This window comes from Gloeomargarita sp. (assembly GCF_053491055.1).
The window spans coordinates 39,032-58,657 of record NZ_JBRCEP010000091.1; the positions used below are offsets into that span (position 1 = coordinate 39,032).

At 57.7% G+C, this 19,626-nt stretch carries 25 protein-coding genes, 1 tRNA gene and 2 pseudogenes; 9 read left to right on the top strand and 19 right to left on the bottom strand.

The genetic code is table 11. The features are described 5' to 3' along the window. The first annotated feature begins 151 nt into the window (after positions 1 to 151). Positions 152 to 622, top strand: a complete 471-nt coding sequence (gene rplI / locus ACWISF_RS10230; protein WP_448381487.1) for a 50S ribosomal protein L9 — start codon at positions 152 to 154, stop codon at positions 620 to 622. Here the strand turns inward: rplI and ACWISF_RS10235 are convergent. The 6 genes and pseudogenes from ACWISF_RS10235 to aspS form a co-directional block, all read right to left on the bottom strand. Then, positions 591 to 2,057: an FAD-dependent oxidoreductase gene (locus ACWISF_RS10235; protein ID WP_448381488.1), complete on the bottom strand. Its 1,467-nt coding sequence runs from the start codon at positions 2,055 to 2,057 to the stop codon at positions 591 to 593. The two genes, rplI and ACWISF_RS10235, sit on opposite strands and share 32 nt — an antisense overlap. Then, positions 2,035 to 3,423, bottom strand: coding sequence for a TldD/PmbA family protein (locus tag ACWISF_RS10240; RefSeq protein ID WP_448381489.1), 1,389 nt, complete (start codon positions 3,421 to 3,423; stop codon positions 2,035 to 2,037). Before ACWISF_RS10240 ends, ACWISF_RS10235 begins: the two co-directional genes overlap by 23 nt. A gap of 251 nt (positions 3,424 to 3,674) precedes the next feature. Further along, a pseudogene (locus ACWISF_RS10245) lies at positions 3,675 to 3,866 on the bottom strand (tetratricopeptide repeat protein); the annotation flags it as partial. Positions 3,867 to 4,162: 296 nt separating this feature from the next. Next, positions 4,163 to 4,242 (bottom strand) — tRNA-Leu (locus tag ACWISF_RS10250). A gap of 15 nt (positions 4,243 to 4,257) precedes the next feature. Then, positions 4,258 to 4,605 (bottom strand): DUF309 domain-containing protein, encoded by a 348-nt coding sequence (locus tag ACWISF_RS10255; protein ID WP_448381490.1) that lies wholly within the window; start codon positions 4,603 to 4,605, stop codon positions 4,258 to 4,260. Continuing rightward, positions 4,602 to 6,383 (bottom strand): aspartate--tRNA ligase, encoded by a 1,782-nt coding sequence (gene aspS / locus ACWISF_RS10260; RefSeq protein ID WP_448381491.1) that lies wholly within the window; start codon positions 6,381 to 6,383, stop codon positions 4,602 to 4,604. The genes ACWISF_RS10255 and aspS overlap by 4 nt, the downstream gene beginning before the upstream one ends. A 123-nt stretch (positions 6,384 to 6,506) precedes the next feature. On the opposite strand from aspS, the gene ACWISF_RS10265 reads away from it, so the two are divergent. Next, positions 6,507 to 7,238 carry a DevA family ABC transporter ATP-binding protein gene (locus ACWISF_RS10265; RefSeq protein ID WP_448381492.1) on the top strand — a complete coding sequence of 244 codons (732 nt, stop codon included), beginning with the start codon at positions 6,507 to 6,509 and terminating at the stop codon, positions 7,236 to 7,238. On the opposite strand, the gene ACWISF_RS10270 is transcribed toward ACWISF_RS10265, so the two are convergent. From ACWISF_RS10270 to secY, 12 genes are all read right to left on the bottom strand, one after another. Beyond that, positions 7,153 to 7,476, bottom strand: a complete 324-nt coding sequence (locus tag ACWISF_RS10270; protein WP_448381493.1) for a YlxR family protein — start codon at positions 7,474 to 7,476, stop codon at positions 7,153 to 7,155. The two genes, ACWISF_RS10265 and ACWISF_RS10270, sit on opposite strands and share 86 nt — an antisense overlap. Next, a complete protein-coding gene (gene nusA, locus ACWISF_RS10275; protein ID WP_448381494.1) occupies positions 7,477 to 8,691 on the bottom strand; it encodes a transcription termination factor NusA in 1,215 nt (404 codons plus the stop codon). 58 nt (positions 8,692 to 8,749) lie between these two features. Further along, positions 8,750 to 9,220 carry a ribosome maturation factor RimP gene (gene rimP, locus ACWISF_RS10280; RefSeq protein WP_448381495.1) on the bottom strand — a complete coding sequence of 157 codons (471 nt, stop codon included), beginning with the start codon at positions 9,218 to 9,220 and terminating at the stop codon, positions 8,750 to 8,752. Between the two features lie 141 nt (positions 9,221 to 9,361). Continuing rightward, positions 9,362 to 10,156, bottom strand: coding sequence for a tRNA pseudouridine(38-40) synthase TruA (truA, locus tag ACWISF_RS10285; RefSeq protein WP_448381496.1), 795 nt, complete (start codon positions 10,154 to 10,156; stop codon positions 9,362 to 9,364). 2 nt (positions 10,157 to 10,158) lie between these two features. Then, complete coding sequence (rplQ, locus tag ACWISF_RS10290) at positions 10,159 to 10,509, bottom strand: 50S ribosomal protein L17 (RefSeq protein WP_448381497.1); 351 nt, start codon at positions 10,507 to 10,509, stop codon at positions 10,159 to 10,161. A 21-nt stretch (positions 10,510 to 10,530) separates the two neighbouring features. Next, the gene (locus tag ACWISF_RS10295) at positions 10,531 to 11,463 is read right to left on the bottom strand and encodes a DNA-directed RNA polymerase subunit alpha (RefSeq protein WP_448381498.1); all 933 of its coding nucleotides are present in this window, start codon (positions 11,461 to 11,463) and stop codon (positions 10,531 to 10,533) included. A 24-nt stretch (positions 11,464 to 11,487) separates the two neighbouring features. After that, positions 11,488 to 11,877, bottom strand: coding sequence for a 30S ribosomal protein S11 (rpsK, locus tag ACWISF_RS10300; RefSeq protein ID WP_448381499.1), 390 nt, complete (start codon positions 11,875 to 11,877; stop codon positions 11,488 to 11,490). A 27-nt stretch (positions 11,878 to 11,904) separates the two neighbouring features. Continuing rightward, complete coding sequence (gene rpsM, locus ACWISF_RS10305) at positions 11,905 to 12,288, bottom strand: 30S ribosomal protein S13 (RefSeq protein WP_448381500.1); 384 nt, start codon at positions 12,286 to 12,288, stop codon at positions 11,905 to 11,907. Positions 12,289 to 12,315: 27 nt separating this feature from the next. Continuing rightward, a complete protein-coding gene (rpmJ, locus tag ACWISF_RS10310) occupies positions 12,316 to 12,429 on the bottom strand; it encodes a 50S ribosomal protein L36 (RefSeq protein ID WP_088893951.1) in 114 nt (37 codons plus the stop codon). A 65-nt stretch (positions 12,430 to 12,494) separates the two neighbouring features. Continuing rightward, complete coding sequence (gene infA / locus ACWISF_RS10315) at positions 12,495 to 12,719, bottom strand: translation initiation factor IF-1 (protein ID WP_448381501.1); 225 nt, start codon at positions 12,717 to 12,719, stop codon at positions 12,495 to 12,497. 51 nt (positions 12,720 to 12,770) lie between these two features. Then, on the bottom strand, positions 12,771 to 13,352 hold the full coding sequence (locus ACWISF_RS10320) for an adenylate kinase (protein ID WP_448381502.1): 582 nt from the start codon (positions 13,350 to 13,352) through the stop codon (positions 12,771 to 12,773). Positions 13,353 to 13,390: 38 nt separating this feature from the next. Then, positions 13,391 to 14,695: a preprotein translocase subunit SecY gene (gene secY / locus ACWISF_RS10325; RefSeq protein ID WP_448381503.1), complete on the bottom strand. Its 1,305-nt coding sequence runs from the start codon at positions 14,693 to 14,695 to the stop codon at positions 13,391 to 13,393. A gap of 75 nt (positions 14,696 to 14,770) precedes the next feature. On the opposite strand from secY, the gene nadC reads away from it, so the two are divergent. From nadC to infC, 7 genes are all read left to right on the top strand, one after another. Then, positions 14,771 to 15,655 (top strand): carboxylating nicotinate-nucleotide diphosphorylase, encoded by an 885-nt coding sequence (gene nadC, locus ACWISF_RS10330; RefSeq protein ID WP_448381504.1) that lies wholly within the window; start codon positions 14,771 to 14,773, stop codon positions 15,653 to 15,655. Then, positions 15,639 to 15,926 (top strand): hypothetical protein, encoded by a 288-nt coding sequence (locus ACWISF_RS10335; protein WP_448381505.1) that lies wholly within the window; start codon positions 15,639 to 15,641, stop codon positions 15,924 to 15,926. Before nadC ends, ACWISF_RS10335 begins: the two co-directional genes overlap by 17 nt. Before the next feature lie 969 nt (positions 15,927 to 16,895). Further along, positions 16,896 to 17,633, top strand: coding sequence for a pentapeptide repeat-containing protein (locus ACWISF_RS10340; protein ID WP_448381506.1), 738 nt, complete (start codon positions 16,896 to 16,898; stop codon positions 17,631 to 17,633). Further along, positions 17,605 to 17,982 carry a YraN family protein gene (locus ACWISF_RS10345; protein ID WP_448381507.1) on the top strand — a complete coding sequence of 126 codons (378 nt, stop codon included), beginning with the start codon at positions 17,605 to 17,607 and terminating at the stop codon, positions 17,980 to 17,982. Before ACWISF_RS10340 ends, ACWISF_RS10345 begins: the two co-directional genes overlap by 29 nt. Before the next feature lie 64 nt (positions 17,983 to 18,046). After that, positions 18,047 to 18,241, top strand: a complete 195-nt coding sequence (rpmG, locus tag ACWISF_RS10350; protein ID WP_448381508.1) for a 50S ribosomal protein L33 — start codon at positions 18,047 to 18,049, stop codon at positions 18,239 to 18,241. Then, the gene (gene rpsR, locus ACWISF_RS10355; RefSeq protein ID WP_448381509.1) at positions 18,241 to 18,456 is read left to right on the top strand and encodes a 30S ribosomal protein S18; all 216 of its coding nucleotides are present in this window, start codon (positions 18,241 to 18,243) and stop codon (positions 18,454 to 18,456) included. The genes rpmG and rpsR overlap by 1 nt, the downstream gene beginning before the upstream one ends. Before the next feature lie 70 nt (positions 18,457 to 18,526). Next, positions 18,527 to 19,069 (top strand): translation initiation factor IF-3, encoded by a 543-nt coding sequence (infC, locus tag ACWISF_RS10360; RefSeq protein WP_448381510.1) that lies wholly within the window; start codon positions 18,527 to 18,529, stop codon positions 19,067 to 19,069. Positions 19,070 to 19,517: 448 nt separating this feature from the next. On the opposite strand, the pseudogene ACWISF_RS10365 reads toward infC, so the two are convergent. Next, a pseudogene (locus ACWISF_RS10365) lies at positions 19,518 to 19,626 on the bottom strand (IS630 family transposase); the annotation flags it as partial.

Genomic DNA, 19,626 nt, shown 5'->3' on the forward strand with positions numbered 1-19,626 from the left:
AAAACAGTCCCGCAAAAATGAGAAATCCTCGTTAGGATTCAACATATACTGTAACAATAAGCGGCTGCTGCTGGCGCAAAGGGGCAATTACTTGTTTTCATCCAACCCATCTGGTATTTTTATAGATTGCACTTTTGGTTGGCAAACCCATATGGCAAAGCGGGTGCAGGTGGTATTGACGACGCCGGTAGCCAAGTTGGGCCAAGCGGGGGAATTGGTGGAGGTTGCTCCTGGTTATGCCCGCAACTATTTGATTCCCCAAGGCAAGGCGGTGATGGCGACCCCCAGCGTCCTGCGGCAGCTAGAACGGCGGCAGGAACTGGAACGGCAGCGGAAGATTCAGGAAAAAGAGGCGGCGCTGGCCCGCAAAACCGCACTGGAGGTGATTGGGGAATTGACCCTGCCGATGGTCGCCGGCGAGCAAGGGCAGTTGTTTGGCAGCGTCACGGAAAAAGACGTGGCCGAGATGATCCAGGCAGGCACGGGGCAGGTGGTGGACCGGCGCGACATTACCATCCCGGATATCCGCAAGTTGGGGACCTACGAAGCCCAGGTGCGTTTGCACCCGGAGGTCACGGCCACCGTTCGCTTCAAGGTGGTTCCGGCAAAGGGAACGTCCTAGCCAGGCGGTTGAGGGGTGCTCCCGTTTGCACCGCCTGCGCTGCCAGTTTGCCCAGATAAGCGCCCGTGCAGACCTTGCGCTCCTCGATGCGTCCGACGGTGGCTGCCAAACCCGGAAAGCCCGCCGCCCCGCCGATGACTGCAAAATTCTCCAAGCGTGTGAGCGAGCTGCCCACCCCATAGCGAAAGGTGACGGTGGGGGGCAAAGGGTACGGCCAACCGGGAATCCCCCCCCGCGCATCAAACGCATAGCGAAATTCCCCAATTGCCTCCCCTGGCGGCACCCCCCCGGCCAAAATTTGCGCCACATCCAAAGGGGCCAGCACTTCGGTAATGGTGATCAAATGCCGCACATACACTTCCAAGGGCGGGAACACCTCTACCCGCTGCGCCTCCGGGAACCGCCGCAGCCAGGTTTGCAGATGGCGCAACTCCTGGAGCATCTGGGGTGTGGGCTGGCGCTGGTGGCGGATCAACTGTTCGACATCGCGGGTGGGTAGTTGGAATAACAGGCCATTGAAGGACAGACGATCCGGGGCAATGGCCGCCACATTGCCCCGATCCAAAAAAACCGGCGCCCCCCGCCGCAAGGGGATTCCCCGAAACCGGTGGTAGGCTGCCCCCAGCGCCATGCTGTAGATGTCCGCATAATCTCCCTGCACCCGCATCGGCACGTGGAAATGGCAAAGTAAAGCGTCCGCCGCCGCTGGGGTATTCTCCCGCCGGATACGCTGGCGTAATTCCTGCATCAGCAGGGGGTTGCGCAAAATCCGGGCTTCGATGGCCGCCAACTGCTTCAAGCTCAGGGGCGCCAGTTCAAACACCGGCGAGACCGCCAAGGTCACCTGCGGCAACCCCACCCCGGCAAACCCCTTTTCGTAGCGCAACCCTGCCTGTTGCGCCAGTTCCGCCTCTGGGCTGGCATCAATGACCACCGCCGCCTGGAACTGCCCCCGCGCATGGGTCAACCGCACCACCCGGGAACCTTGCACCTGGGGCGTTAACTGGGTTTGGTGCAGTAATTCCACCCCCGCCTCCCGCAGCAAGGTGCGCATCGCCCAATCCATCGCCCCCGGATTGGCAGCGATGCGTTCCACCTGGGAAGCCGCCAACAACTCCTGATAAAACCCACAGGCCGGGGGATGGCCCCGCATCTGGTTCCGGTCCAGGTAGGCCAACCCACCCCGGGTCCACACCCCGCCCACCCAGGCCCATTCCGGTTGGGGACGCACCAACAGCACCGCGCCCTGGCCCTGCAACTCCCGTCCCGCCTGGATCGCCGCCGCCACCCCCGCCGGTTCATCCCCATAGACCAGCACCGCCACCGGGGTCATGGGTAGCTCCGGGTGGGCACGGGGTTGTTGTTGCCACAGCCACCCCAGCAACCCCAACCACAACCCCAACGCGACGGTTCTAATCCCCGCCGATGACCACATCCCGAATCAGCAAACTGGGACCGCCACACCCTACGGGCAGGCCGTTTTGCCCCCCCTTGCCACAGCCGCCCGACTCATCCCAGACCAAATCATTGCCAATGCCCTCAATCTGCGCCAGGGTGTGAAACACATTTCCCGTCAGGGTGACATCCCGCACCGGCTCTGCCAACTCGCCCCGCCGCACCCGCCAGGCCTCCCCCGCCGTAAACGTAAACATTTCCCCGTTGGTCATCCCCCCCAGCCAATTGCGGGCATAAATCCCGTCTTCCAAACCCGCCAGCAAATCCGCCACCGTAGCCGTCCCTGGGGCAATCCAGGTATTGGTCATCCGCACCAGCGGCGGGTGATGGTAATTCAAACAGCGGGCATTGCCCGTCGGTGGTTCCCCCAACTTCCCGGCCGTCTCCCGCGAATGCAACCGCCCCGTCAACACCCCGTCGGTGACCAATTGCGTCATCCCCGCCGGCACCCCTTCGTCGTCGTAGGCATAGCTCCCCCGATGCCCCGGCAGCGCCGCCCCATCCCAAATCTGCAATTCCGGTGGCCCAAACCGTCGTCCCAGGGTCATCACCGCCAACATATCGGGATTTTCATAAAGCATATCCGCTTCCGAGAGATGGCCGAACGCCTCATGCACAAACAGCCCGGTCAAAATCGGGTCAATCACCACCCGGTACACCCCCCCTTTGACCTTGGGCAAGGACAAGGCCCGCACCGCCCGTTCCGCCGCCCCGCGTACCTGGGCATCCAACCCCAGCAAATCCCCATAATCCCGGCGCGAACCCGTCGTCTCCCGCCCCACCTGCACCATCCCCTCCCCCGTCGCCGTCGCGCTAAACCGCATTTCCATATCCACCCAGGACTGGTCAATCCAGGTCCCCTCCGAGGTGGCCAGCAGCACCCGATGCGCCGCATCCCCATAGCGCACCGTCGTGCTGGTAATTTTATCCGACACCGAATGCAAAACCTCTTGGTAATGGGCACAGAGGGCTTTTTTCTCCGCCAGCGGCACCGTTTGCGGGTCAATGCCGGTTATCTCCATGCGGCAGGTCGCCTGCACAGGGGCCACCGGCGCCAATTGCGTATGCTCGTGACCCACCGTCTTAGCTGCCGTAATTGCGTATTGCACTTGTTCTGCTAAGTCATCCAGGCCATCAAAACTCACAAAACCCCAGCCGCCCCGGTGACAGGCCCGCACCTGCCCGCCAATTGCCAGCCGTTCCCCCAGGGCCTCAACGCGCCGGTTGCGCAGGACAATATCCGTACTTTGGATGGTTTCGATACGAATACTCAAAAAATCCACCTGCCCCTGGTACTGCGCCAGGGTGTCAGCAAGCAGGGAGCGATAGTCCGGCAGATGGGTCATCGAGGGAATATCATTGACTTATTTGTTAAATTAACATGAATGGGAACGAAAAGGGCCGAGAAATTGCGCCAATCCAAAGCACAATCACCCCAGAAACAACCACATGGCGGGCCAACCCCAGCGTGTCTTGAGAAAGTTAATATAGTCATTTTTAATATAGCTAGGTAGGTTAAGGTTGTCGCCTTAGGATTCATGGCTACGCCATTGTGGGGCTACGCCCAGCGACTCATATCATGTCAACCTTTGTATGCTTAGCTATAAAAACGAAACATTATGATTGCGCAAGTTCGTGTGGCATTCTCAACCGAAATGACGATAATTGCTCCACGATAATCACCTAGTTCGTCTTTATCAGCGCCTCGATAGAAATAGACCCGAGCATTGTTAGGATTCAGTCTAATAGCATGGTTGTAATCATTTATGGCACCTTTGTAATTACCAGCACGATACTTTTCAGCACCAACTTTTAGTCATTTCAAACAAGTTTGCGACATGCGCCTTTACCTGAAAACCCTGTCCTGGAAGGGGATACAGTGATGACCAGTGCCTCAAAGTGTTGCATTTTCCTGTGAAACGACTATATTTTACTAACCGCGAGCCTCTGGGCTGGTTTACCGCAACCCCAATTAATGGTTACCCGTGCCTTATCAAAACGCATAGCAACTGAACTTGCTGAAGGGACTTCCGGCCTTACCCAATGTGAAGAAAAATGGCTCAACTAATTCCCAGGAAACACCCATGCGGACGCAGAGACTCGAACTCTGACCCGTAAGGACTGGAACCTAAATCCAGCGCGTCTACCAATTCCGCCACGTCCGCAAGCACTCTCCATTATTATAGGGCGAACAAACGTAGGTTAAATTCACAGGTCTGTTGCGTTTGCAAGCGCTCCAAAAGTGCCTGCCCTTGGCGTATCAATCCCGCAAAGTCCCAGCCAGGTGGCCATTCCTGACAACGGCGCAAGCGGCTCAACCCTTCCCCCAACAGCAACATGGCGCCCCGCCGATTGCCATTGTTGAGGTGATAACCGGCCACAGCAATTTGCAGCAAACCTTGATAAAGCGTGCGTTTGGGTTCCGTCGCCTCCATCCACAGGGCTTCGAGCGTGTCATGGCAGGCGTAGTACTCCCCTTGGTTAAACAGGGCAATGGCGTGTAAGAATTCGGGTGGGTCGGCACTCATGGCGTTTTGGGCAATTCCGAGCGCACATGGAGTTCTTGCAATTGTTCGGGCGTCACTTCCGCCGGGGCATCGGTGAGTAAGTCCCGCGCCTGTTGGGTTTTGGGAAAAGCCATCACTTCCCGAATCGAATCTTCCCCCGCTAATAACATCACCCACCGGTCCAAACCATAGGCAATACCCCCGTGGGGTGGCGCACCGTAATCTAAAGCATCCAACAGAAAACCAAATTTCTCTTCGTACTCAGCAGGGTCTAAACCGATCAAATGAAAGATTTTTTCCTGGGTAGAACGCTGGTAATTGCGCAAACTGCCACCGCCAATTTCCGTACCATTCCACACCAAATCATAGGCCAAGGCTCTAGCGGTTTCCAAATGGTCGATGTCGTCCGGGTGCGGGGCCGTAAACGGATGGTGCAATGGTTCATAACGCTGTTGTTCCGGGTTCCATTCCACCAGGGGAAAATCCAGCACCCAAACAAGAGAAACCGCTTGGGGATCAATTAGACCCAATTCTCGACCCAGATGTTGCCGCAATTGGTCCAGGGATTTGTTGACCAGAGAGGCAGGGCCAGCCCCAAAGAGCAATAAATCTCCCGGTTGCGCCTGCGTGCGTTCTAAAATGGCCTGCTTTTGCGCGTCGGTTAAATGTTCTTTGATCGCCCCAATCGTGTCAAATTCCAATCCCTCGCGCACCCGTATATAGGCCAAGCCTTTCCCTCCCGCTTCTGTAACCAATTTGAATAAATCACCGCCCGGTTTAATGCGCACATTGGAAATTTTTTCGTTGCCGCCTGGAACCGGTAAAATTTTCACCAGGCCCCCCTGCTGAATCGCCTCCCGAAACACCCGAAATCCCGAATCGGCCAACACATCCGAAACATTTACCAATTGCAGACCAAAACGGGTATCTGGGCGGTCGGTGCCGTACCGCTCCAGGGCTTGGTGGTAGCTAAGACGCGCAAAAGGCCTGTTTAGAGTTATCCCCTTCGTCTTATAGAAGACATGGCAGACCAATTCTTCGTTGATTTGGAGCATTTCCTCTAGAGAAACAAAGCTCAATTCCATGTCCAGTTGGGTAAATTCCGGCTGTCGGTCGGCCCGTAAATCCTCATCGCGAAAACAGCGGGCAATCTGATAGTAACGGTCACAGCCGCCTACCATCAGCAGTTGCTTAAATAGCTGGGGCGATTGGGGCAGGGCATACCATTGCCCCGGATACATCCGCGACGGCACCAGGTAGTCCCGCGCCCCTTCGGGGGTAGAACGGGTGAGCATGGGGGTTTCCACTTCCAAAAAACCCAACTGGTCCTCCAAATAACGGCGAATACATTGCACCACCCGATGGCGCAGACGGAGATTCTGCTGCAAGCGGTCCCCGCGAATCGTGAGATAGCGATATTTCAGCCGCAATTCCTCGCGCACCGGGTCGCCCCCGGAAGGCAAAAACGGCAGGGGACGGGTCACCGGGTTCAAGACCACCAACTCGCTGGCATAGATTTCCAAAGCACCGGTGCGCAAGCGGGGATTTTCCGAACCGGCAGGCCGCTGACTTACCACCCCACGCACCTGCACCACCGATTCCAGCCGCAATTGCTGCGCCAGCGGGTAGGACTTAGGCGTGCGCTCTGGGTCGCTGACAATCTGCACCCGCCCGGTGTAGTCCCGCAGGTCGAAAAAAATTACCCCACCGTGGTCCCGGTAATGTTCCACCCAGCCGCACAGTTGCACCGCTTGCCCTACCTCGTTGGCGGTGAGTTGCCCGCACAAATGACTACGCACCCAAACCCCACCTTGTGTTTTTGCTTTCCTATGGTAACCTGCCCTGGCCCCGCCAACCCCCTGCCGGACTTGTTACAATTTTTAATACTTGTTTACCCTCTATCCGACGTCGGGATGGCCCCTATGCAGACTGCGCCCCTGGTTGCGACGGCCCCGGCTGCGTCCCTGGCACCGCCGGTGGTGGCGATTGAACATTTGGAGCACGCCTACGGCACAGGCGACCTGTACAAGCAGATTCTGTTTGACATCAATCTCACCCTGCGGGCGGGGGAAATCGTGATTTTGACCGGGCCTTCCGGTTCGGGGAAAACCACCTTGTTGACGCTCATTGGCTGTCTGCGGTCGGTGCAAAAAGGGAGTTTGCGGGTGTTGGGACACGAGTTAAACGGCGCCAGCAAAAAACTGCAAACCCAACTGCGGCGGCAGATCGGTTACATTTTCCAAGCGCACAATCTGCTGGAATTTCTCACCGCCCGGCAAAACGTGCAAATGGCCCTGGAACTGCATCCCCACATCCCGCCCCAGGAAGCCAAAAAGCTGGCAGAAGCCATGCTGGCGGCGGTGGGGCTGGCGGAAAAATGCAACAGTTATCCCCATGACCTCTCTGGGGGGCAAAAACAACGGATTGCCATCGCCCGCGCCCTGGTTAGCCATCCCCGCTTGATTTTGGCGGATGAACCGACGGCTGCCTTGGACGGGAAAACCGGGCGGGAAGTGGTGGCCTTGCTCCAGCGCTTGGCCAAGGAACAGGGGGCGACGATTCTGCTGGTCACCCACGACCACCGGATTTTAGATATTGCTGACCGGATTGTGCATCTGGAGGATGGCTGTCTGGTACAGGACCGGCTGTTGTGAGGCGGGCCCAGAGTTGGGCGTAAATTTCCGGGGGAACAGGGGCTTTGAGCGCCTTGCCCAGCCGGTTTTTCTGCTGCGCCTGGCGGAGGCATTCGGCGCGGGGACAGAGGTAGGCCGAACGCCCCATGCCCCGGTCCAATACCACCTGGTGCGAGGGAAATAGCCGCACCACCCGCCAGAGCTGCTCGCGGGGGGCGAGGGTGCGACAACTGAGACAACGGCGGACGCCAGGGGGCATTTATGTCTCGTCGGCATTAGCAGCCTGTTGCCGCTCCCGCTCGGCAATCAGGGCCTGGATGCGGGCATCCTCAGCGGCAGCGTCGTATTTGCTTTTATCTTTGATGTCAATTTTCCAGCCGGTGAGCCGGGCGGCCAGACGGACATTTTGCCCCTCTTTGCCAATCGCCAGGCTCAATTGGTTCTCATGCACCAGCACATGGGCTTGGCGGCCTTCCGGGTCCACCAGCCGCACCGCTTCAATCTGGGCCGGACTCAGGGCGTTGGCGATGTAGGTCGCCGGGTCTGGGGACCAGCGGATCACATCAATTTTTTCGCCCCGCAATTCGTTGACCACCGCCTGAATCCGGGAACCGCGGGCGCCAATGCAAGCTCCCACCGGGTCCACATCCCGGTCCAGCGTATCCACCGCAATTTTGGTGCGGGGGCCAACCTTGGGCGTCGGGGGATTGGCTTCCCGGGCAACAGCCACGATGCGGACAATTTCATCCTCCATCTCCGGCACCTCGTTGGCAAATAGATACACCACCAACCCGGCATCGGCGCGCGACACCACCAACTGGGGACCCTTGTGGGGGCCATCGTACACGTGCTTGAGAAAGAACTTGTAAATCTGGTTGGGCCGGTAGTTGTCGTTGGGGAGTTGTTCCTTGCGGGGCAATTCCGCCTCCACCTCGGTTTGGTTGTAGCCGCTGGTGACCCCGACAATCCAGGAACCCCGTTCAAACCGCAGGATGCGCCCTTGCAACACCGTGCCTTCGAGGTCCTGAAATTCCTCCTGGATCAACCGCCGCTTCATCTCCCGCAGGAGTTGGTTGAACACCTGTTTGGTCTGCATGGCGGCCATGCGCCCCAATTCCCGGCGGTCTTCGGGGGAGACATCCAGCACCACCGTTCCCCCCAACTGGGCCTCTGGGATAAACGGTTGCACCGCCTGCAGCGCCACCTCGTGGTCCGGGTCCTTGACCTCCGCCACGATGGTTTTTTCCGCCAGCACCCGGAAGCCCCCCTCTTCCAGGTCCAGTTCCACATCAAAATTGCGGAAATAATCCTCGGTAAAGGCCGGGTTGTTCAATTCCCGCGCCCGCCGGTGCTTTTCGTACCCCTTGAGCAGCGCCTCCCGCAGGGCCTCCTGCAAATCCGCTTTGGGGAGATTGTGGGTACGGCTAATTTCGTCGATCAGTTCTTTGAGATTGGGCAATTGGATCAGGGACATAGGTGTAGCGATTCAGATATTCAGTTGATGGGGTGAACAAGACCATGAACGCTGGACCTCATCCTGCCGCCTCCTCCGTGGTCAGCACCACCCGCGCCACCCAGGCGTGCAACAGCCGGACCGTGCGCCCCCGCCGGTTGAGCACCACCGCCTCCGCATCCCGACGCAACAGCCGCCCCTGCCATTCCCGCCGTCCCCGATAGGGCTGGTGCAACTCCACCCGCACAGGAAACCCCTGAAAGGTCGTGAAGTCCCGCTCGCTGACCAGTTCCTCCCCCAAACCGGGACTGGAAACCTCCAGCACATAGGCACCGGGAAACCAATCCACCGCATCTAGGGCAGGCGCTAAGGCTTCGGTCATGCGTTCACAGTCCACTAACCCCGTGTCCTGATGGGGATGCCGAATGTCAATCCGTAGAACCGGCGGCACCTGATCCGTCTGAAAGGTGGCTCCGACGACCTCTAGCCCCAAGGATGCCCCAATGGGTCGCGCCAAAGCCAATACCTGCGGCACAATCGGATGGGTCATCGTCCACGTTCATCTATCATAGCGCTGCACCGACCCCAAGGGCGGGACAATTTTTCTTCACCCCACCCCGAAGACAGGTGGGCACCTTGCCGACCCCCCAAACACCAGTATAAACCACACTTCCCACCCCAAACCAGCCCGTCAGCCCCCTTCCCCCCACAGCGGCATCTCGCCGATGGGGCAGGAAAACGGCTGGGGCTGATACCCCACCGCCAACAGGGTCAACCCCCGCGCCGGCGCCGCATAGGTCACCTCCTGTCGCCGTTCCTCTTGCCAGAGCGCCGTAAACTCCGCCACCGACCGCCAGCCCCGCCCCACCTCCACCAACATCCCCACCAACAACCGCATCATGCCGTACAAAAAGGCATTCGCCTGCACCTCGATATACACCCAAGCACCCTGCCGCCAACAGGCCACCCCCTGCACCTCCACCCAGGAATGCTCCCGCCCCGAATTGCTGCGGTGAAACGCCCCCAGATGGTGCCGCCCCACCAAAGGCGTCAACGCCGCCTGCATCAACTCCACATCCAACGGCGCATAGTAGTAGTGCCAGCAAAACGGCGCTGTAAACAAATTATTCCGGCGGTCATTGTAGATACAATAGCGGTACTTGCGCCAGGTCGCCGAAAAGCGCGCATGCCAGGTCTCCGGCACGGCCACACTCTCATGCACCAACACATCCGGGGGCAAGCGTCCATTCAAAATCACCGCCCAGCGTTCCGGGGGAATGGCCGCCGGCGCATCAAAATGGGCCACCTGTCCGGCCGCATGCACCCCTGTATCCGTCCGCCCTGCCCCCGTCACCGTCACCGGCTGCCCAACCACCGAGGCAATTGCCGCCTCCAACACCCCCTGCACCGTGCGCTGCCCCGGCTGGTATTGCCACCCGTGGAACCCCGTCCCCACGTACTGCAATAACAGGGCAACCCGTGGCAACCCTAAACCAACTCAATAATCGCCATTTCCGCCCTATCCCCCCGCCGGGAGACCGTGCGGATGATGCGGGTGTAGCCCCCAGGCCGTTCTCCATAGCGCGCCGGTGCTTCCGCAAACAGGGCATGCACCAACTTTTTGTCGTAGATGTACCCCAACGCCTGCCGCCGCGCCGCCAGGGAACCCTCCTTGGCCAGGCCAATCATCCGGTCCACCTGCGCCCGCACCGCTTTCGCCCGCGCCTTGGTCGTGGTAATCCGGCCATACCGCAACAACGCCGTCGTCAACGCCCGCAACAGCGCTTTGCGTTGGTCAGCCGGTTTGCTCAACTGGGGAATTCGCCGCCCGTGCCGCATCCGTTTGCCTCCTTGACCTCCCTAGGCCCGCTCCTTGGGTAACACAATCCCCAAGCGGGTCTGCAACGCCTCGATCACCTCTTCCGCCGACTTTTGCCCAAAATTCTTGATCTCCAACAGGTCCTCCTGCGTGTAGTTGAGCAAATCGGCCACGCTGTGAATCTGCGCCCGCTTCAGACAGTTATAGGCCCGCACCGACAACTGCAACTCCTCAATCGGCACCTGACCAATCTTATCCTCCTCGGAAACCTGGCCGTTGTCCGTCGGCTCCAGCCCCCCAATACTCCGCAACGGCGAAAACAGATCCACCAGAATATGGGACGCTTGACTCACCGCCTCCTTCGGGGTAATACTCCCGTCCGTGGTCACCTCCAAAATCAACCGGTCCTGCAACACCCCCTCTTCGCTGCGCACCTCCTCCACCTGCCAACTCACCTGCCGCACCGGCATAAAGACCGCATCAATCTGCAGAAAATCGACCGAGGTGCCATCCTGCTTGCTCCCATCCAGAAGCCGATACCCCCGCCCCCGCTCCACATAAAACTCAAACTCCAGCGTGTACCCCTCGCTCAAGGTGGCAATGTACTGGGTCGGATGCACCACCTCCACCTCCGGAGGCAGCTTCAAATGCCCGGCCGTCACAATCAGCGGGCCTTGCACCCGCTCCAACCGCCCCAACTGCCGTTCCGGGCTGTGGCTGCGCAGGACAATCTCCTTCAAATTCAACATCAACTCCAGGACATCCTCCCGCACCCCCGGCACGGTGGTAAATTCATGGGTCACCCCCTCGATGTGGACGGCCGTAATCGCCGCCCCCTCCAAATCCCCCAACATCACCCGCCGCAGGGCATTGCCCACCGTGATCCCCTGACCTTGGTGCAACGGCTCCAGGACAAACCGCCCATACTGCTGTTGCCCCTGGGTTTCCATCGCCTCAACCTTAAACTGCGCCATAGCACCTCCCATACAACCACCACGTTAGACCCGCCGCCGCTTGGGGGGACGACACCCATTGTGGGGAATCGGGGTCACATCCCGAATCAGCGTGATTTCCAACCCCGCCGCCTGCAACGCCCGAATCGCCGTCTCCCGCCCCGAACCCGGCCCGGACACCATCACTTCCACCTGACGCATCCCCTGCTCCATCGCCTGCTTGGCCGCATTCTCACTCGCCATCTGGGCCGCAAACGGCGTCCCCTTTTTGGCCCCCTTAAACCCACTGGCCCCCGCCGAGGACCAGGCAATCACGTCCCCCTTGGGGTCCGTAATCGTCACAATCGTGTTGTTAAACGTGGATTGAATGTGCGCCACTCCGTTAGGCACATTCTTTTTCTGCTTGCGGGAACCTCCCTTTTTCTGCGGTGCCATCCGTAACCCTCCCCCAAATACCAACCACTACTTCTTCGCCGTTGCCTTTTTCTTCCCGGCCACCGTCTTGCGCACCCCCTTGCGGGTGCGGGCATTGGTGCGCGTCCGCTGCCCCCGTACCGGTAAACCCGCCCGATGCCGCCGCCCCCGATAACAGCCGATGTCCATCAGCCGTTTGATGTTCATCGCCTCGATGCGGCGCAGGTCCCCCTCCACCTGGTAATTCCGCTCAATATACTCCCGCAGGGCGGCCACCTCCTGGTCGGTCAAATTCCGCACCCGCGTATCCGGGTTGACCCCTGTCGCCGCCAGGATTTCCCGCGAACGGGTCAGCCCAATCCCATAAATGTACGTCAGCGCCACCTCTACCCGTTTTTCACGGGGTAAATCCACCCCTGCAATCCGCGCCAAAGCACACCTCGCAAACGCTTCAACCGCTTAACCCTGCCGTTGCTTATGTTTGGGGTTCACGCAGATGACCATTACCCGCCCCCTGCGACGGATAACGCGGCACTTCTCGCACATCCGGCGAACCGAAGCCCGTACCTTCATGACCCCCTACCTACAAGTCACAGCAAAAATATAATAATACCGGCAGGCCGCATCCCTGTCAAGGCCTATTTTTTCTTCAACCGGAAGGTAATCCGCCCCTTGGTCAGGTCGTAGGGGGTCAGTTCCACCTTGACGCGGTCCCCCGGCAGAATCTTAATGTAGTTGCGGCGGATTTTCCCCGAAATGTGGGCCAGGACATTAAACCCATTGTCCAGGTCCACCCGGAACATCGCGTTGGGCAGGGAATCCACCACCGTACCTTCCATCTCGATCAGGTCTTGCTTAGACAAGCGCTGCCTCCTTACGCCTCATTTAGACTCGCCAAAATACCTACCTCTAGCTTAGCACGAGTTGTGCGCGTTGCTGGGGCAGAGGGCTTGCTGGATGTGGGCCGTCACCTGGGGAATGGGTTGCGTGCCGTCAATGCGAATCACCCGCGCCCCGTAAAAATCCAGTAGGGGTTGGGTTTTGCGGTAGTACTCCTGCAGGCGGTTGTGGATCACCGCCGGGGTGTCATCGGCTCGCTGTTGCTCCTGCGCCCGGCGTAGCAAACGCGCCATCAACACCTCCTCCGGCACATCCAGATGGATAATCGCATCACAGGGTTGGTGCTGTTGGGCCAGCAGGGCATCGAGCGCTTCCGCCTGAGGCACCGTGCGGGGAAACCCGTCCAAAATCCAACCCGCTTGGGCATCCGCCGCTGCCAACCGTTCGGCCATTACCTGAATCACCACCGCATCGGGAACCAATTGGCCCGCCTCGCTGTAGCTTTTGACCGCCAACCCCAAAGGCGTCCCCCGGCGGATGTGGTCTCGAAACATATCCCCCGGCGCCAAACGGGGCACGGACCAGGCCTGCGCCAAGACTTCCCCCTGGGTGCCCTTGCCGGAACCCGGCGGCCCCATCAAAATTACCCGCGGCATCCCCTGCCTCCTTCCCGAAACCCTAACTGTCCATGCTACTACTGCTTGACCATCCCTTCGTAGCGTTGGGAAATCACGAAGGTCTGCACCTGCTTGGCCGTGTCAATGGCCACCCCCACGATGATCAGCAGGGACGTCGCCCCAAACCCCTGGAAGGTGGTCACCCGCGTCGCACTCTCGACCGCTGTCGGCAGAATCGCCACCAACCCCAGGAAAATCGCCCCCAAAAAGGTCAGCCGATTGAGTACCTTTTCCAGATACTCACTGGTGGCTTTACCGGGGCGAATGCCGGGAATACTCGAACCCATTTTTTTCAGATTTTGCGCCACATCCACCGGGTTCACAACCAGGCTTGTGTAAAAGTAGCTAAACATCAAAATCAAAGCCAAATAAAACAGAACATACAACGCAGGTAAGGGCCCGGTTGGTGACAGATAGGTGGCAATCTGAATCAGCACCGGATTGGCCGTAAATTGCGCCAAAGAAGCAGGTAACACCAACATCGCCGAAGCAAAAATAATCGGCATCACATTTCCCTGGTTCAACCGCAGGGGTAAATAGCTCTGTTGTTCCCGATAAAATTTGCGTCCCACTTGGCGACGGGCCGAAATAATGGGAATGCGCCGCACCCCCTCTTGCACAAAGACAATGCCGACAATCATCGCCAAAAAAGCCAACACCAAAACCACCACACTGCCCACATTGCCGCCGCTTTTAACCCAAGCCACCGTGCGGTTAATTGACACCGGCAACCCCGACACGATCCCCACAAAAATCAGCAGCGATGCCCCGTTGCCAATGCCCCGCTCCGTAATCAACTCCGCCAACCAGAGGACAAACATGGAACCAGCGGTCAATACCAGCGCGGTTTTCACCACAAAGAGCGGACCGAAATTATAGGCGTAGGGGCGCACCCAGGTACTTGCCAACAGCGTACTTTGCAAAATGGCCCACCCCAGCGCCACATAGCGGGTGATTTGGGAAATTTTGCGGCGACCGGCTTCCCCTTCCTCTTTTTGCAAACGCTCCAAAGCGGGAATGGCCGCGGTCAAAATTTGCAGAATGATGGACGCATTAATGTAGGGCAAAATCCCCAGGGCAAAAATTCCCAAGGTGGACAAACCCCCACCGGCAAAAATGTCCAAAAAACCAATCACCGGGTTGCGGGCAATGCTTTCGGCAAAGGCCGCCCGGTCAATCCCCGGTACTGGGATAAAAATGCCCAAACGGGCCAACACCAAAATTCCCAACGTGACCAAAAGCCGCCCCCGCAGACCTGCCGCCTGGGCCATTTGGGCAAAGGTTTCCTGAGCGGTGGGTGTCCGACCCCGTGTTATATCCATAGATTTTTTTGATAATTGCCGTAGAGTGACTCAAGGTAAAATTTTAGATGAAAACGGTCAAGGTCGTAGTGGCTCATGGTGGTATCTCCTGCCGACTCCCTGGCCGGTTTGCCCTGGTTTTTGCTGGATGACCTGCTCAAATCTTGGCTGGTTGAGGATTTGGGGCGGGGGGATCAGACGACCCTGGGGTTAGATGTGGCGCGGCCAGGGCGGGGGGTGTGGTATGCCAAGGCGGCGGGGGTGATTGCCGGGTTGCCGGTAGCGGCGCGTCTGTTTCACTGGTTGGATGCTCAGGTGACGTTTCGGGCGCAGGTGGCCGAAGGGACGCCGGTGACGCCGGGGCAGGTGGTGGCGCAGGTGGAGGGGGCAACGCCGGTGCTGTTGATGGGGGAGCGGGTGGCGCTAAATATCGTCATGCGTTTAAGCGGCATTGCCAGCTTGACCCGCCAGTACGTCGAGCGGCTCCGGGGCACAGGGGTCCAGGTGGTGGACACCCGCAAAACCACGCCGGGGTTGCGTTTGTTGGAAAAATATGCGATTCGGGTGGGGGGGGGTGTCAACCATCGGTTGGGGCTAGATGATGCGGTGCTGGTCAAGGAAAACCATATTGCGGCGGCGGGGGGGATTCAGGCGGCAGTGCAGGCGATTCGCCAGCGCATGCCCCATCCGTTGGGGTTAGAAATTGAAGTGGAACATATCGAGCAAATTCCTGAGGCTTTGGCCTGCGACCCCCAACGTATTTTGCTGGACAATATGACCCCGGAAGTACTCACGCAAGCGGTGCGGCTGATCCGCCAGAGCCATCCCCACGTGAAAATTGAAGCTTCGGGAAACATCACGTTGGAGAATTTATTAACGGTGGCGGCTACCGGTGTGGATTACATTGCCACCAGTGCGCCCATTACCCAGGCACGTTGGCTGGATTTAAGTATGCGGATTGAAAATGGCTTTTTGGCTTGAACGGCTGTTGCTTTTGGGGGTGGTGGTCTGGCTGGTGCTGGGGCTATGGCAACGGCTGACCTGGCAGTGGCAACAACAACGTTTGGCAACGGCTTTTTACGAGTTACTGCGCCGCCAGCAGGGAAAAATTACCCTGATTCAATTGGTTGCCGCCAGTCGCATTGACCCGGAAATTGCTCGCTCATTTCTCAAGGAACAAGCGCAATTGTTTGGGGCCATCCTCGCCACCGATGAACAGGGGCATGACTATTATCAATTTCCCCCCCTGTAAACCCTTTGAATTCTGCACACTGCATCCGGCAAAACCCACGCCAGCAAACTATTCCAGTACAGTCCGGCTGACATTGGGTGTGGATTTATAGCAATTTCCAGAAAGATGCTATCCAACAAGGTTCACAAAAGACTGCCACCCCTTCGCCCGATAGCCATCCTGGCTGGATTGAGAACGGTCACATAAAATTCTTGGAAACTGACCGGATCATGGCAATTGGGTTGGGTTTCTGTAGATAAATAGGGACATAAGAAAAGTATAATTGGTTGGACTGCTATGGCTTTATGACTATTCAAATTGTCCGTAATTGCCGCTTTTTATCGTTTAGCTTGCGACATAATTCGGTTCTAAAAATCCTGTTTTTTCGTAAGCCTTTGATAAGCTAATAACCAACAATACCGGCCACAGATGGGGCGCAAATTAAACGGTATTTTTGCCCCTTGTATCCCCGGCAATAACTATGAGCTTTTCCCCTCAGAAAGTTGGCACAAACCTCCTCATCTATATCCTCCCCCCTTCCCATTTCATCTACAAAAATTACATTCCCCTCTGGAATATCTCATGTCAGTAATATTGCTTTTGCACAGCTTCACATTGGGTAAGGCTGGAAGCCCTGTACTGCAGGGAGGAAAGGCCCTTCAGCAACTTGCTATGGGTTCGTTTTGCGGACACCAGAAAGGGCTTGATAAGGCCCTGCTAAGGGGTTGCGGTAAACCAGCCCAGAGGCTCGCGGTTGCGAAAACAACGGCAGGGCTATGAGAAGCCTCCGACTTTAGTCAGGGGTAGTTTACCGATACCTTCCCCAAAACGGCACATTATTGGCAGGAACAATAGACCGGAATTGCACTTACCAGTAAGATAAGTAAAGATGCGGCGAAGGTTCCAGACGCCCAGGTTCAGGCAACCAACTTTCCCGCCTCAGGATAAATGTCTCCATGATTTGCTGATGCCACTGGCCGAGTGAGGAGCATGATGGAAGCCGAGGAACTCCTGCAACTGTATGCCCAAGGGGAACGGAATTTCAGCCGGGTCAATCTCAGCGGAGTGGATTTATCGGGGGTTGACCTGCGGGGCATTGACCTGACGGCGGCCAAGTTGAGCGGAGCCTACCTCACCAAGGCCAACCTCGACGGGGCGATTTTGAACCAGGCCATCCTGCGGGAGGCGGATTTAAGCGGGGCATCCCTTAGGGGGGCAGGCCTGATGATTGCCAAGCTCAGCGGGGCAATTCTCTGGCAAACGGATTTGACCCAGGCGGATTTGGGTGGCGCCAACCTGTTGCAAGCAGATTTGAGCCAGGCCACCTTGGTCGAGGCGGATTTGAGCCGGGCGTTGCTGGGGGGGGCCAATCTCATCCAGGCCAACCTGCGGCAGGCCAACCTCTGGGATGCGGATTTGAGCCGCGCCAATTTGCGCCAGGCGGACCTGACCGAAGCCTCGTTGCGAGGGGCGGATTTGTCCCGAGCGGTCTTGCAGGGGGCTGTGTTTACCCGCGCCAAACTCTCCAGCGCCATCTTGAATGGGGCCAATTTGCGGGAAGCCCGGCTCGACGAGGCCAATCTCACCCAGTGCGACCTAAGCAGTGCCAATCTGCGGGGCGCCAACTTGAGTGGTGCCGACCTCACGGGCACCATTTTTAACCGCGCCATTCTCGCCGATACCGTCCTACCGGAGACCCATGCCCCCCAAACCGTCCCCCACGCCTAGCCGCGGCCATCACGGGGAAGACTGGGTGGCCAAATGGCTGGGTCAACAGGGGTGGCAGGTGGTTGCCCGCCGCTGGCGCTGCCCTTGGGGAGAATTAGACCTCGTGATGTACACGGCCAGTACCCTGGTTTTTGTGGAAGTCAAAACCCGCAGCCAGGGCAATTGGGACGCAGACGGGGCGCAGGCTGTGACCCCCAAAAAACAGGAACGCTTGCGGCAGGCCGCCGCCTACTTTTTGAGTCAGCATCCCCAGTGGCAGGACACCCCCTGTCGCTTTGATGTCGCCCTCGTGCGCTGTCACCATGCCCACTACCAGCTCCAGTCCTACCTGGTTAACGCCTTCATATAGCCCTTGCACCATCGGGAAATTTGGGATATAGTTAGAAATCGCCATGTTTTGATTGAGCTTGCCAATGGCGAAAAACAAAGGCGTTCGACTCGTGATTACGCTGGAGTGCACCGAGTGTCGCACCAACCCGGCCAAGCGCTCGCCCGGTGTGTCCCGTTACACCACCATGAAAAACCGGCGGAACACGACGGGGCGCCTTGAGTTGAAAAAATACTGTCCCCATTGCAACAAACACACCGTTCACAAAGAGACGAAGTGATGACGTTTTATCGGCGGCGGGTTTCTCCCCTCAAACCCAGCGAACCCATTGACTACAAAGACATTGACCTGCTGCGGAAATTCATCAGTGAGCAGGGCAAAATTCTGCCGCGGCGGGTAACGGGGTTGACGGCCAAGCAACAGCGGCAGTTGACGCGAGCCATCAAGCAGGCGCGGATATTGGCCTTACTGCCGTTTGTCAACCGTGAAGGTTGACCAGAACGTGGGCAAATTGCAGGGCATCGGTTAAAATCTTAGCTATCGTACTTGCGTTGTTGCTGACTTTGTGACCGCCACACCCCCACCCCGTCGTCCCACCAATTCCCCTTCTCCCAATATCAACGAGCGGATTCGCTACCCGAAGGTACGTCTAATTGATGTGGACGGTACCCAACTGGGCATTATGTCGCCCCGGGAGGCCTTGGCGCTCGCCCAGGAGAAGGAGTTGGATTTGGTGTTGATCAGCGAGAAAGCCGACCCGCCCGTATGCCGGATCATGGACTACGGGAAATACAAATTTCAGCAGGAAAAAAAGGCGCGGGAAGCCAAGAAAAAGCAACAGACGGTCGAAGTCAAAGAAGTCAAAATGCGCTACAAAATTGACGAACACGACTACCAAGTGCGGGTGAACCAGGCCAGACGGTTTTTGAAGGAAGGGGATAAAGTCAAGGTCACAATCACCTTCCGGGGGCGGGAAGCCCAGCACAGCGAACTGGCGGAGGAATTGCTCAAACGGCTGGCCACAGATTTGCAGGACGTGGGGGAAGTGCAACAACTGCCCCAAAAAGAAGGTCGCAATATGATGATGGTTATCGTGCCGAAAAAATAAAAAAATCAACAATAGTTACTGCCTGCGCCCGCTAAAGCAGGGTTAGGGTTGGATGAGCGCGGCAATGGCCGGGGCAAGCGCAACGATGACCGCCGCACCCGTCCTAATCACCATCGTCGTCGCCATCCGTACCATCCCATCTAACCCCCTCTGATAGGCAGTGCCACTTTTAATGCTTTGACAGCGGTCTCTCGTTTTTTGACATCCATTTCCACCCTTTTCACATCCGCCTCCAGTTTGTTTCAGCGGGTGTGGCTCTGCCGCAGTTCGCTCAGCACTTGATTTGGAAATTCGTTGGGTGGTCATTGGGATGGCATGAATTTTTCCCGCTGAGATAGGTTGAATCTTATTTGGTTTGTACCAAAACGTCATCGAGCCTCATGATACAAAGTATGGTCATTTCGGAGCCGAATTTTGATTTATAGTCATTTCGGTTTAGAATGCGACACTAACTTGTGCAATAATTACGAATGACTTCATCAATGGTGGTGCCAGGAGGAGCATACATCCACAATCTTTTTAATGCGCTAAAGTCATGCTCAATAGCATTGAGGTCT

Excerpts from the sequence above, each read along its gene's own strand:
- ACWISF_RS10270 (WP_448381493.1), bottom strand. The coding sequence starts at position 7,476 with ATGCCCCCTGGCGTCCGCCGTTGTCTCAGTTGTCGCACCCTCGCCCCC.
- ACWISF_RS10265 (WP_448381492.1), top strand. The coding sequence starts at position 6,507 with ATGCAGACTGCGCCCCTGGTTGCGACGGCCCCGGCTGCGTCCCTGGCA.
- rpsR (WP_448381509.1), top strand. The coding sequence starts at position 18,241 with ATGACGTTTTATCGGCGGCGGGTTTCTCCCCTCAAACCCAGCGAACCC.
- rimP (WP_448381495.1), bottom strand. The coding sequence starts at position 9,220 with ATGACCCATCCGATTGTGCCGCAGGTATTGGCTTTGGCGCGACCCATT.
- nusA (WP_448381494.1), bottom strand. The coding sequence starts at position 8,691 with ATGTCCCTGATCCAATTGCCCAATCTCAAAGAACTGATCGACGAAATT.
- ACWISF_RS10345 (WP_448381507.1), top strand. The coding sequence starts at position 17,605 with ATGCCCCCCAAACCGTCCCCCACGCCTAGCCGCGGCCATCACGGGGAA.
- ACWISF_RS10335 (WP_448381505.1), top strand. The coding sequence starts at position 15,639 with ATGGCTTTTTGGCTTGAACGGCTGTTGCTTTTGGGGGTGGTGGTCTGG.
- ACWISF_RS10235 (WP_448381488.1), bottom strand. The coding sequence starts at position 2,057 with ATGTGGTCATCGGCGGGGATTAGAACCGTCGCGTTGGGGTTGTGGTTG.
- rplI (WP_448381487.1), top strand. The coding sequence starts at position 152 with ATGGCAAAGCGGGTGCAGGTGGTATTGACGACGCCGGTAGCCAAGTTG.
- rpmJ (WP_088893951.1), bottom strand. The coding sequence starts at position 12,429 with ATGAAGGTACGGGCTTCGGTTCGCCGGATGTGCGAGAAGTGCCGCGTT.
- rpsK (WP_448381499.1), bottom strand. The coding sequence starts at position 11,877 with ATGGCACCGCAGAAAAAGGGAGGTTCCCGCAAGCAGAAAAAGAATGTG.
- ACWISF_RS10295 (WP_448381498.1), bottom strand. The coding sequence starts at position 11,463 with ATGGCGCAGTTTAAGGTTGAGGCGATGGAAACCCAGGGGCAACAGCAG.
- nadC (WP_448381504.1), top strand. The coding sequence starts at position 14,771 with ATGGTGGTATCTCCTGCCGACTCCCTGGCCGGTTTGCCCTGGTTTTTG.
- ACWISF_RS10340 (WP_448381506.1), top strand. The coding sequence starts at position 16,896 with ATGATGGAAGCCGAGGAACTCCTGCAACTGTATGCCCAAGGGGAACGG.
- rpmG (WP_448381508.1), top strand. The coding sequence starts at position 18,047 with ATGGCGAAAAACAAAGGCGTTCGACTCGTGATTACGCTGGAGTGCACC.
- rplQ (WP_448381497.1), bottom strand. The coding sequence starts at position 10,509 with ATGCGGCACGGGCGGCGAATTCCCCAGTTGAGCAAACCGGCTGACCAA.
- ACWISF_RS10255 (WP_448381490.1), bottom strand. The coding sequence starts at position 4,605 with ATGAGTGCCGACCCACCCGAATTCTTACACGCCATTGCCCTGTTTAAC.
- ACWISF_RS10320 (WP_448381502.1), bottom strand. The coding sequence starts at position 13,352 with ATGCCGCGGGTAATTTTGATGGGGCCGCCGGGTTCCGGCAAGGGCACC.
- ACWISF_RS10240 (WP_448381489.1), bottom strand. The coding sequence starts at position 3,423 with ATGACCCATCTGCCGGACTATCGCTCCCTGCTTGCTGACACCCTGGCG.
- secY (WP_448381503.1), bottom strand. The coding sequence starts at position 14,695 with ATGGATATAACACGGGGTCGGACACCCACCGCTCAGGAAACCTTTGCC.